This window comes from Elusimicrobiota bacterium (assembly GCA_041658405.1).
Lineage (GTDB): Bacteria > Elusimicrobiota > UBA5214 > JBBAAG01 > JBBAAG01 > JBBAAG01.
Map to the genome: position 1 here is coordinate 1 of JBBAAG010000083.1, position 12,636 is coordinate 12,636.

At 43.5% G+C, this 12,636-nt stretch carries 8 protein-coding genes and 1 tRNA gene; 1 reads left to right on the forward strand and 8 read right to left on the reverse strand.

Going from position 1 to position 12,636, the window contains the following annotated elements:
• Positions 1–610: alcohol dehydrogenase catalytic domain-containing protein (locus WC955_11445; GenBank protein ID MFA5859664.1), on the reverse strand; the 610-nt coding region annotated here is incomplete at its 3' end.
• A 99-nt stretch (positions 611–709) separates the two neighbouring features.
• On the opposite strand from WC955_11445, the gene WC955_11450 reads away from it, so the two are divergent.
• Positions 710–1,849 (forward strand): DUF362 domain-containing protein, encoded by a 1,140-nt coding sequence (locus WC955_11450; protein MFA5859665.1) that lies wholly within the window; start codon positions 710–712, stop codon positions 1,847–1,849.
• Positions 1,850–1,859: 10 nt separating this feature from the next.
• Here WC955_11450 and WC955_11455 read toward each other — a convergent pair whose 3' ends face one another.
• From WC955_11455 to WC955_11485, 7 genes are all read right to left on the reverse strand, one after another.
• Positions 1,860–2,879 (reverse strand): transposase, encoded by a 1,020-nt coding sequence (locus tag WC955_11455; protein ID MFA5859666.1) that lies wholly within the window; start codon positions 2,877–2,879, stop codon positions 1,860–1,862.
• Between the two features lie 169 nt (positions 2,880–3,048).
• Positions 3,049–6,042: a family 10 glycosylhydrolase gene (locus WC955_11460; protein MFA5859667.1), complete on the reverse strand. Its 2,994-nt coding sequence runs from the start codon at positions 6,040–6,042 to the stop codon at positions 3,049–3,051.
• A 55-nt stretch (positions 6,043–6,097) separates the two neighbouring features.
• Positions 6,098–6,169, reverse strand: a tRNA-Gly gene (locus tag WC955_11465).
• A 28-nt stretch (positions 6,170–6,197) separates the two neighbouring features.
• Positions 6,198–7,322 (reverse strand): hypothetical protein, encoded by a 1,125-nt coding sequence (locus tag WC955_11470; GenBank protein ID MFA5859668.1) that lies wholly within the window; start codon positions 7,320–7,322, stop codon positions 6,198–6,200.
• A gap of 1 nt (position 7,323) precedes the next feature.
• Positions 7,324–8,589, reverse strand: a complete 1,266-nt coding sequence (locus WC955_11475; GenBank protein MFA5859669.1) for a pyridoxal phosphate-dependent aminotransferase family protein — start codon at positions 8,587–8,589, stop codon at positions 7,324–7,326.
• Positions 8,590–8,875: 286 nt separating this feature from the next.
• Positions 8,876–10,459 (reverse strand): tetratricopeptide repeat protein, encoded by a 1,584-nt coding sequence (locus tag WC955_11480; protein MFA5859670.1) that lies wholly within the window; start codon positions 10,457–10,459, stop codon positions 8,876–8,878.
• Positions 10,456–12,636, reverse strand: a 2,181-nt coding sequence (locus tag WC955_11485; protein MFA5859671.1) for a DUF4175 family protein, incomplete at its 5' end; no start/stop codon positions are given. The genes WC955_11480 and WC955_11485, both read right to left, overlap by 4 nt.

Consider the following 12,636-nt stretch of genomic DNA (forward strand, 5'->3'; position numbering starts at 1 on the left):
CCCCGGCTTCCTTCGCGAATGCTGTGGAGTATATCCCGGTTGCACCGGGCCCCTGGATAACTACAGTATCCCCGGGTTCCAGCCGGCACATATCAAACGAATGCGCGATTGTCGCACCGGAACACGTAGCGGATACTAATACATCAGGATCATACTCCCCGTTGAGTTTAACAACCTTTATCCGTGAGTCCAGGTGAATATATTCAGCATAACAACCATTGAGGTACGGCGGGGTTGAACACCCGATTGATATCCCATACGTCTTCCGTGACGGGCAGAGGTACGGTTTATGTTTAGCCTTACAAAAATAACACTCCCCGCAGGTAAGGCCGCGGTCGAACACTACCGCATCACCGGGTTTCAGTATTTCACCATGGACATCATATTTCTGAACGCCGATCTCCGCAATCACACCTACGCCTTCATGCCCGAGGATAATAGGTACCGGCGTACGCGGATCATTACCTTTCCACATATGAACATCCGACCCGCAGATACCCGAGGATTGCAGTTTCACCAGTACCTCACCGGGTTTTAACGGTACAATTTCAAACTCCCGGGGTTCCAACAACGCATTAAAATGTGTTAACACCATCGCATTGGCTTCCATCTAACTCTACCCGCCTCTCTGTTATCATCGTTATATTGTTTTAATTATAACAAAAATATATTGTCACTTAAAAAACACAATTGTTATAATGGATATATTATGAATAAAGTCGCAGTGTATAAATGCAACGATTATAATGCTTCAACTGTAATGCAGGCAGTCACCCGCGCTGTGGATACCTCCGGCGGGATAGCTAAGTTTGTTAAACCCGGCCAGCGCGTATACCTTAAACCCAACCTCGCAGGGCCGTTCCCTCCGGATAAAGCCGTAACCACGCATCCCGCGGTAGTAGAAGCTGTTGTGCGGTTAGTACAATCCGTAGGCGGTGTACCGGTTATCATTGATAGCCCGGCGGGTGTGCATACCGGCCCTTACCTCAAGACTGTCTATAGTATTTCCGGGATGGAACAAGTTGCTAAGAATACCGGTGCGGAACTATGTTATGATACAGACATTATTGACGTAAAATATCCTGAGGGTAAAGTCATGAAAAACTTTACACTCACCAAACCCCTGGCACAAGCGGAAGTTATTATTAATATCCCAAAACTTAAGACACATATGTTCACAACATTCACCGGTGCAATAAAAAATTTTTATGGCAGTGTTCCGGGCGTAATGAAAGTCGCGTACCACTCAAAATTCCCGGAAGTACAAATCTTCGCACAGTTACTCCTTGACCTCTATAATTACCATAAACCCAGGATAGTTTTAACTGTTGTTGACGGTATAACCGCAATGGACGGCAACGGCCCTTCCTGGGGTAAGCCAAAACATGTTGGGATCATCGCTGCGGGAACTAACGGCTTTGCAGTTGACCACGTATTATGCGGGATCGTAGGGATTAACACCGCGCTAGTCCCGACGTTAGAACTTATGGACTACGAAATTCCTGTAGTAGAAGGCGATAAGGTAACGGGGATGACTGCGGAAGAGTTTATCCCGCCGGAATCTAATACCGTTACGGATGGGTTAATCGCACTAAAATTTATTCCACCGTCGTTACGCAAAACATTCGGGCATTACCTCTTACCAAAACCGGTAGTGGATAAGTATAAATGCCGAGGATGCCGTGTCTGCGCGGATTCATGCCCGCAAAAAACTATTGTTATGAGAAACAAAAAAGCAAGGGTCATAGATTCGGGATGTATCCGCTGCTGGTGCTGTAACGAAGTATGCCCGCATGGCGCGGTCACGCTTAAACAATCCTTCCTTGGCAAGATGTTGACCAAGATATGATAGAGGGACGCTACTTCAATTCTTTCACTTGTTGCTTATACTCAATGATTTTTTGTTTTACTTCAATAACTTCGTTTTCATACATTTTGTTATTTTGTATTTTTGCTTCAACTTTTTTTATTGCCATACATACTCCGTTATAACCAATATTACCTGTTTTCTCGCCGATTTGAGCTAAACTCATAGTTGTAAAGTATCTAAGAAAGTACATCAACTTATGCTTTAGTTCTGCCATTTTGTTTCCACCTGTATTAACCACTTCCGCCACTTTAATTTTATAATGTTCTGACAATACTTTAGTTACATCTTCAAAGCCAAGCTGCGCAATTTTCTTTCTATCATTTCTGCGACGGACACGCTTCTGTGAATTGCCTATCTTCTGTCTGCGATTGGCAGTTTTTATAACATATTGAATAAACTTCTCATTTCCGCAAATCGTACCATTACAGACAGGTGGTAGTTCTAAAACACTGCTTATTCCGTTATACAAAAACGTGCGGTATGCATGATGATTTCTGCCGTTTTCACTACTTCCAAAACGAGACAACACTTCTGTGGTTTCAACAAAACTTCTGTAATTCCGAAATTTGTTTTCCACATATTCACGGCAACTGCTCCACTCATAATACTCCGGCGTTGTTGTTATCCCCGCGCGTGCCGGGTTCAAGTGTATATAACGTGTGAGTTCTAATAAATAGCTTTCTTTATCAACGACAATTGATTTATACCGTCCTTGAAATAAATGGCCTACCAGCCCGTACTTCTTTTTGAACCAAATCATATAGCGTATATTAAGCGACCGCATAAATATCGGTAAGTTAGTATCTGGCGTTTCAACCAACAAATGCAAGTGGTTAGGCATCAAACAGTATGCGTAAACGATAATATTGAATTGCTCAACATAATCCCGCAAATATTTTAGGTAGGTATGGTAATCCTGTTTGTCCTTGAACAGCTGCTGGCGGTTGTTACCGCGATTCATCACATGGTACATTGCGCCGGGAAATAGGATTCTGGCAAAACGCGGCATCGTACGAGTCCCCGCTTTCTTATCATTGTCAGTTTCACGCCAAATGTCGAATCAATCTAATTTTTTAATTATATCAAATAATTATATCATACGACAAGACATCGATAATATCGAAATACCGTTTTCTGGAAATAGCAATATTGAAACTTTTGAAGTAGCGTCCCCTATCCTATCTCAACAACGGGCTAAACAACTTATTTTTAATTACTTCATCAAGATACCCGAACTTTTCCATGGAATTCAGAGTAAACAAGAATATATTAGACACCCCGTACTGCCGCGCAACGTCGATATACTCGCACACTTCAGCTGCGGAGTCAAGTTTACCGTGGGAAGTATAAACCCCTAACGCCGTTGATCCCTGAACTTTAGGATTATTCTCAGCAATAATACTATTCATTTTTGTAAACCTTGATATGTACTCGCTCATATACGCGTCACCATAGACTTTACGGTACACATAACCCGATACATTAACACTATCCACTAACCCGTCACGTACCCATGTATCCCATGGCTGCGCGGTAGGGAATTTACGTTCAAGCGTATGCGCACCCCAGGTATAGAACATGATAGGCTTACCGGGTTTTACCCTGCGGATTTCATCAACTGCAGCTTTCATTATGACGGTAACAGCATCGCGTTTGTACTGTAGCCATTCAGGTGAACGCACATTGATGGTATCAGCTGTCACACCGTACTTTGCGCAGAACCCGTCAACAAACGGTTTCCGGAAATCAGTATCGTGTTTATTAGGAAAGCGCATATAGTCAAGTATAATACCATCAATATCATAGTTTGCCGCTACTTCCGACCATAAACTTACAAGATACTTCTTCGCGTCCTCATTTGACGGCGAAAACCACGCAATATTTTTGTACCCGCTTGTAGATTTACGCACTACCGCCCAGTCAGGATTGTCTACTAACACCCCGTCTTTTGCCGGTTCATCTTCCGACCCAGCAACTAAACAGCATACCCAAGGGTACACCATTTGCCCGCGTTTATGCGCTTCTTCAATAAACACTTTCAGCGGGTCCCATCCCTCTACTGCGTGTTTTTTAACAATTTTACTGTCATACAAAACCGTGTGGTTGGAGTACACCGTCAACGGCGCGAAGCACATTATCCTGGCATCCTTTGCTTTATCAAGCAGTTTCTGTATATCTTCCCGCCCTTTTGACTCAGTTTTGTCTACCATACTCATTAATTGCAGGTATGCACCAATAAAATCAAGTTTATTCTCGGTAACCGGATATTCTGACATAACAATCTCCTTCATTGCTGTGTATAACGGATTAATCTTATCACCTGGGGGACAGTATAACCGCACAATATCGCCATACTTTTTTGCTAGCTTAACCGCATCCTTAAGGTACTCCGGTGACGGCGGACTCTTGTGCCAGCTGGTGGGTGCAGCATAAACGTTAACCGCAACAATTTTATCCTCCCCCGCGAACTTACGGATATCAGTAATCTGTTTCTCCATCTCATCAGTTTTCTCAAGGTCAATATACGCAAACATTGTACCGTCGACATAATCATTGTAATCCTGTTTAATAAACCCGGGCTTAGTTTTTGTTATCGGATAATACAGTATCGGCAAAAACACGAGGTCAGGGTTAATACTGCGCATGATATCCGTCATTTTTTCTATGTACGCAGGCTTGAATAACCCAAGGTTGTTGACATTAGGGAAATCGTCAATACACAACCCCGCGACATTACTATAAGTTTTTGAGAGTACCGCAATATTATGCGCCCAGGAAAGATAGTTCAACCTGAACGGTTCAGAGAAAAACCGTGCTGCCGGCGGCGACTCTGACGGCGGGACAAGTGTTATCCACACATCAATACCCTTTTTTTGCGCTAACGGCACGAACTCAACAAGTTTTTGGTAATCAGTTGTACTTCTCCACACGAGAAACTCGTAGTCCTTAACCCCGAGTTCAACAAGGCTTTCCACCAACTTTTCAGGAGGTACCTGATTCTGTGCGTCACGCAACTGAAGGTCGTATAATGTAAGCCTACCCGTAAACTTATCTTTTAACCTTTTTGCCCGTGATTTTAAATCAATACTTTTTTTGTAATCTTTGTAATAAAGTTCCACTAACCCGCACTTTTGTTCTGTTAACACTGCATTGTTATCAGACATAACTTTTATGTTCAACTCATAAGTCCCGTCAATTATGTTCTCCGGTACAGCAATAGTTACGTACGTCATTTTCCCGGGTGCGTTCAACCCTGTAGACTGCCGGGATGTTTGTACCTCCGGCACAGTTGAACCGTTAACCTCAAATTTTGTGAATGTACACTCCACCTCAACTTTCTCAGTTGTTTTAGGTAATGACACATAAAAATACCGGTTAATTTTACCCGTGATAACCGGTAACTCAAACGCCACGTCCTTAAGTTCAAACGCTTCCGATGGAAACAACCAGATCAACGTATTCTCAATAATTGTACGCATAGACTTATTTTCGTCATACAGATAGTCACCGGAGAACGTGTTAAAGTTGAAGTACACAATCTCCCCAAGCCCATAATTATTCGCTATGATCAACGGTATTTCTGGAACAACGTTTTGCTCAGTCGCGGGTTCTATCAGTTTTGCGCTGAGTACAACATTTTTATTATCCTCAACGGAACGCATGCAGTTACCCCCGATCTCAGTAACAAACTTTGTGACCCCGTTGATTGACGGGTGCTCGGGTTTAACAATGTTTACCTCCATTTTCTTACCGTACATTGTGCGGGAAGGCGGGATCATCCCCAGAACCTTAAACAATACCCAGTCCTTCGGGTAATACGCCGGTGCATCCAACCACAAAAGTTTACCGCCATCCTCGACATACTTTGCAAGGTTTATATCCGCTTTCTCGGGATACAGGTATTGCATATAACCTATGATACACGCATACTTCTTAAGTGCAGCAACATCCGCTAGTTTCGCGTCATTAACAATATCATACTTCACGCCTTTAGCATCCATAAAATCCCGGAGGTACTTCTGATAAATCCCGGTAGGGCGTTTGTACTTAACACCGTTAGCTTCAGAGATAATTAATCCTATCACCGCATTACCTCCTTTGTCTTCACAATAACCAATACCTGACATAAATAACAACATTGAGGAAAACAATAAAACCGTGTGTGCTTTCATTTTAATTTAGAAGCCTTTCTAAAAAACAAATATTATTGTTTTATAAATAATAAAAAGCGGGGGACGGGATTCGAACCCGCGACGTCCAGCTTGGGAAGCTGGCATTCTACCGCTGAATTACCCCCGCAGAACATATTGATGTTTATATTATAGAACTATCCAACAACTTTTTCAAATACTCTATACTTTTTGTATAACTTACCACCCATAAACTCCGCAGCGCGGTTGGTAAGCGTATTATCTTCCAGTACCCACGAGAACTCGCAGTCAATATACCCTTTTTTCTTTGCACCAATAAGCGAGTGGTAATACATCAACCCTTCGATCCCGCGGTTACGGTATTTCTTTACCACACCCATGATCAACAACCTCAACCCCTTAATTTTCCGTGAGTACCACAAAAACTTTGCAAGGCCAATAGGCCCGAGCCGTCCGTTCATACGTTTAAACACTTCATTATAATCCGGTGCTACGAGCAAAATCCCTACCGGCTCGCCATTAACCAGCGCAATCGCTGTGGGTTCCGGGACAAATAACGGTTTCAATTGTTTAGCGGTTGACTCAAACTCTTCACGTGTCCACGGGACAAAACCCCAGTTTTTTTCCCATGCATTATTATATATCTGCACAACACGCTCAACTTCAGCATCAAAATCCGTGAGGTCAACATCCCGTACTTCAATCCCGGGCTCACGTTTTTGTACGCGTTCCGCGAACTTCGCCAGTTTTTCCTGTGGCCCATCTTTTACCTGCATCATCCACGCGTATAAATCTTTTGCTTTTGTATACCCGCACTTCTCTACGAGATCAAGATAATACTTAGGGTTATACATCATCATCAATCTAGCACTGGAATCCCATCCCTCAAGCAAAAACCCGATCTCATCATTTGACGATGGGGATACAGGCCCAATAACTTTTGTCATCCCCTTAGACTTAACCCACTCCTCCGCAAGTGCCAGCAATTTACCCGCAACTACCGTATCGTCAATACACTCAAAAAACCCGAAGAACCCGGTTTTTTCATTGTGAAACTCAACAAAGTTATTGTCAACAATCCCCGCGATACGCCCCACGTATTTACCATCACGTTTGAGGAGGAACAACTTTTTCTCTGCATGTTTCCAAAACGGATTTTTTTTCTCGGATAACAAAAATTCGCGGTCAGAAAGTAACGGAGGAACCCATAACGGGTCTGATTTATATATCTGCCAGGGAAACTTCAAAAATTGCATGAATAACGACGGCGTGTTTACTTCAATAACCTGAAAGTTTTGCATATTACGGTATAATCGCCAGTTGTTTCCCGACTTTACTGAATACATCCAGCGCAAAATCCAGTTGTTTATCAGTATGTGTAGCGATATAACTCGTACGTATAAGCGTCCGGCCCGGCGGCACTGCCGGCGGCATTACAATATTAATAAACAATCCATGTTCACTAGCGAACCGCCAGAACGCGATACCCATAATATCGGTAGGCATTAGCCCGAGGTTAACAAACTGTTCACCTCCGGGAAGGTTTTTTACAACTTCCAAACTCCGTTCATTCTCGTGGAACAATAACGGTATTATCGGCGTACAACTTTCCCCGATGTCGTATCCCATAGATTTCAGGCCATCCATCATTTTCTGTGTATTCTTCCATAACTGTTCCCGCCGTTGAGGTTCAGCCTGTATTATCTCCAATGACTTCAATGCTGCAGCAGCATTTGCAGGCGGGATTGCCGCACTAAAGATTAATGACCGCGCGTTATGGCGGACATAATCAATAGTTTTTTTATCCGCCGCAATAAATCCTCCGAGTGACGCTAATGACTTACTGAACGTACCCATGATAATATCTACCTCGGATTCCAACCCAAAATGTTCAGCCGTCCCGCGCCCGTTTTTCCCGAGTACCCCCAAAGCATGCGCGTCATCCACCATAACCCGTGCTTTATACTTTTTTGCTAGTTTCACGATATCCGGGAGGTTAGCGATATCGCCTTCCATACTAAATATCCCGTCAACAACAATGAGTATACCATTCGCACCCTGGCAGCGCTGCAGCGTTTCTTCGAGGTCAGCCATATCGTTATGCTCAAACTTTTCCATCTTGCCAAACGAAAGCCGGCATCCGTCAATAATACTCGCGTGATCCCACTTATCCGTGATAACAATATCTTTCCGCCCGATAAGCGCCTGGATAATCCCGAGGTTCGTCTGGAACCCTGTACTGAACAACAACCCAGCGTCTTTATGAACAAACTTCGCAAGTTCATTCTCCAGCCGGTTATGAAGGTCAAGATTACCATTCAAAAACCTTGACCCTGCGCAGCCCGCGCCATATTTTTCAATAGCTTTAATTGACGCTTTCATCACACGTTCATCATCGGTAAGGCCAAGATAATTATTTGACCCAAGCATAACCATTTTATTACCGTCAACACACACTTCAGTCCCCTGTGCGGACTCTAACGGCCGGAAGTACGGGTAAAACCCTAATTCTTTAGCTTTCTCAGCGGTATCATACTTCCTGCATTTATCAAACAGGTCACCCGTCATTTTTTTTGAGGATACAGCATTAACGGATTTTGACTGTTTACCCATACTGAACCCTTTAGACTGTTCTTTTAGTTTGTTAACAATCTCAAGTGTTGCGGATTTACTTTTATCCACAAACTCTTTCCAGTCGTTCACTTTCTTACTTCCTTTTGGTGATGACATAGTATATCCTTAAAATTTAATATTTAAGATATAATTTTAATACATTACACTCCCAACTGTCAAATGTATATGTAAAATGGTATCCGTTAATGAGTACAAAATACCCCGCTGATTTGACCCACCTTTATTCTTTTGCTAACCGGTTTAGGATAGCCTGTACTTCAAGGTCATCAGGGTTTAACTCCAAAGCCGCTCCCCACTCATTTTTCGCGGATACAGTATTCCCTAATGAATAATAACATACGCCAAGGTTTTTATGGACAAACGGGTTAAACGGGTTAATGCCCAGTGCTTCAATATACATCTCCGCAGCGGGTGACCATTTTTTTTGTGCGAATAAAATATCGCCAAGGAAAACATACGTCCCTCCGTGGTTAGGGTTACGTTCAATTGAGAACCTAACCCGTTTCTCTGCGTCTTCGAGATTACCGTTTACCGCCAAAACTTTTGCAAGTTTAAGTAAGACCACCGGATTTGCGGGTTCAAGTTCTTCCGCTGCGCGGTACTGCTGTTCCGCTGCGGGATAAAGTTTACGCAGGACAAACTTATCCCCCAGCCGCAGGTGTCCCCGGACATCCGTCCCACCGAGGTTCTCCGGTTCCTCTCCCGTCCCGGGTTTAGTATCCAGGAAGACAATTTTATCACCCGCTACACCAGGATGTTCCTGGAGTTTAGTTTTTTTTAGGTACTCCACCCATTGTGCTTCAAACCCTTCCTGTGTCACCCCAAGTACTGCAGGGAATGCCGCACGCATACCGGTAACTTTAGCTTTGAGTAATAACTCACCGATAATACCCGTAACGGTTGAGGTTTTTATCATATAGTCCACAGCATTAGCTACTTCAGCAAACGCTAATCCAACCTCATCCTGGTTCTTAAGTTTTACAAGCGACGGTGCCATCCGCTCAAACGAAATTAGTTCACCGGTTTTAACCGCTTTTGCGAGTTTGTCTTCATACGCATCCTGGAAGTACAAAGACTTCTCTGACCTCCACAAAGTATCGGTATACCGTGCGATACCTTCATGGAGCCACAGAGGACAGTTGTACCGGCTAAGACGGTTGACTACCATATGCGTATACTCATGTGCCAGGGTATCCATCCAGCGGTAACCGGTTAATGTAATCCTCGGTGAGCATAACATCAGGCGGTTAAACTTGCAGATCGCAATCGCGCCGGAATTTTCTACATCCTTTTCTGTGAGAGTTGACCGCAGAAGAAACTCAGTTTTCTCCGGGATAAACTCCACCAACACTTTATCATCGGGATAATAATTGAATACCTTACCAATATTTTTGTATACACTCTCCAGTGCATTAACTACATAGAGTTTAAGTACAGTATCACGTTTATCTAACCTCACAATAAAATGAGTGGTGGTAAGCTCTTCCATCCCGGAGGTAAGGCTCTCGAGTTTCTGGTAATACCCCAGAGTATCGTCATACACCGTAGTCCCGGGGAATAATGTTTTCGCATGGGTAAGGAGTTCACCCGCAGAACGGTAATTCCCGGAATAAAACTCAACTGCGGCATTAAGTTCATACACCTGCGCAGTAAGTTGTTTATCTGCTATAGTTTCCCTTATAGCATTAAGTTCACCGCATTCAAGTTGTTTATAAACTTCGTTAACAAATAATTCTTCATCCTGATGCGCTAAGCATTGGGTGGGAAGTAGGAATACCATAAGTGTGATGCACAACAAAATCATTCAGTCAGCCTCTTATAATACTCTTTTATTGTTTTCTCATATACCTGCGGATACTTTTGTTTCATAGCTTCCATAATATCCTGACGGAACTCTTTTGGAGGCAGATACTCCTCTTTCCCCGGGAGTTTCACCGTACCGGTTTTCGTCCCAGCCATCCCGCCGGTACCTTCACGGGACTGAATAATCTTTGTCCCTGGCTTTGTACCCGAATTCTGCATTGCCTGCTGCATCTGCCCGGCAGCCTGCTGTACCCCTTCTTTCCCCTGGTTAAGATGATACGCCGCTGTGCGTTCATTATCCCCACCCGCCCGGGGTTCACCCGCACCAAGTTTTCCTTCAGCTGACTCCATTGCCGTCATTGCGTTATTAAGCTCATCCATAACTTTATCATCCATCATTGCAGTACTTTTTGCGAGGTTACGCAGTTCATCACGGAATCCCGATGTTTTATCACGTAAACTCCGTTGCCGCCGGCTAAGATTTTCCAACCCTTTTTTATCATTATCATCCATCCCGGCCCCAGCTTTTTTTTCGAAGTTAGACAACCACTCAAGGATATCTATCTCCCCGGCGATAATATACGCGTATTCATCCACAATTTGTTTTGTTGCGTTATGCGTATCTGTTAGTTTAGACAGAATAATGGTATCACTACTCTTCTGTATCTCGGCAATCCCCGCGGATTCTGTACTAAACGCAGAATTGAACACGCGGTTACCATCCTCCAACCGTGAAAGTATTGACTTTAAATACTCAACACTCTTATTAATATTCTTGCTCATAAGTTCGTTATACACGTTCTGCATCAGCATAAACGCGTAGTTTAAGTCATTCACAGCACCCGCGTTTTGTTCCGGATACTTTGACCACACAGGGAAACTGGTTCTTAACCTCTGAGTATGCGTAATAACCTCCTTTTGTTTCTCCGCAAGACGGGAGAACATACTTTTTTGCAGTTCTTTCATATAATCCAACTGCTTATTCTCATACTGCGCAGTCTCGGTGATCAACTGATTTTGTTCATCAATAAGTTTGTCAAGCCCAGCCGCGAGTTTTTCCATCTTACCCGCGGTTTGCGACATTTCATTGTATACCGACGACTCCGCAGCTTTCTGCAGGTCGTCCAGCATCTTACTCATACTCTCGGCTAACTGTTTCGCTAATTGTAACGCGCGGCCATAATCCTTTTTCTCTAACGCATCCTGCAACTGTTCCCACAAAGACTTTGTTTTATTAAGATCAATATTTTTTATAGCATCCTGGTTCATAAACTCATCGGGTAATGACTCCGGCTGTTTCTGTAATACCTGCGCCATTTTGTCCATCATCTCACCGATTTTTTTCATCATTTCATCCAACTGCCTTTGTTTTTCATTATCCACCCGTGAGGAATCATCACCTAACTGCTGAGTTAAATCAGACGATACGTCGTTTAGCTCCCTCGCGGTATTCAGGAGATCCGCCATCCGCTGGTTCTCCATAACATCCTCCGCAAGGATTGACATTTTCTCAAGTTTTTCAACGATCTCATGCTGCACACTTTGTGTCCCCTGAGGATTACGCTCATCAATTTTTTTTAGGGCTTCATTCAACGGTTTCTCGAGTAACGATTTCAACCCGTTCTCCATTGCGCGATACTCGTTATACACCCGGCTGTCGGATAGCGGATCGTTATTCATACGGTCAAGTGTTTTACTTAATTGCGCGGTTAAGTCACGGATATCGGTTTTTACTTCAGACTGTCCACCCTTATCCTTCTGCCACAAAGGTGCGGTATCAGTTTCGGGCATGGCTTTAATAATCTCTTTAGTCACGAATTCCGCTGCCAACTGTTTTGCCAGCACATTCACCAGTTTTTCGTAGATATCATCAATTTCTTTCCCAATAAGTTTATGCTCATTTTCGTAACTAAACACCTCAACCTTTAACCGTTTAGACGACGCAACCTTTGGCCCGGTAACCGTATCATTATCCGTGAGCTCAAGCCAGTACTCTATAACATCCCCGGGTTTTATGCCCGTAGAAGCAAGTTTCCATACCCAGTCATCCACTTTCTCCAACGTTCCCGCAGGGAAGCCTGTGATCCTAGCCCTCAAAGTTTTTTCTTCAGGGTCACGTTCATTTTTATAAGCTAACACCACCGACTTTATCCCGTAATCATCTTTACAATGATAAAC

Excerpts from the sequence above, each read along its gene's own strand:
- WC955_11475 (MFA5859669.1), bottom strand. The coding sequence starts at position 8,589 with ATGACGGGTGACCTGTTTGATAAATGCAGGAAGTATGATACCGCTGAG.
- WC955_11455 (MFA5859666.1), bottom strand. The coding sequence starts at position 2,879 with ATGCCGCGTTTTGCCAGAATCCTATTTCCCGGCGCAATGTACCATGTG.
- WC955_11460 (MFA5859667.1), bottom strand. The coding sequence starts at position 6,042 with ATGAAAGCACACACGGTTTTATTGTTTTCCTCAATGTTGTTATTTATG.
- WC955_11480 (MFA5859670.1), bottom strand. The coding sequence starts at position 10,459 with ATGATTTTGTTGTGCATCACACTTATGGTATTCCTACTTCCCACCCAA.
- WC955_11470 (MFA5859668.1), bottom strand. The coding sequence starts at position 7,322 with ATGCAAAACTTTCAGGTTATTGAAGTAAACACGCCGTCGTTATTCATG.
- WC955_11450 (MFA5859665.1), top strand. The coding sequence starts at position 710 with ATGAATAAAGTCGCAGTGTATAAATGCAACGATTATAATGCTTCAACT.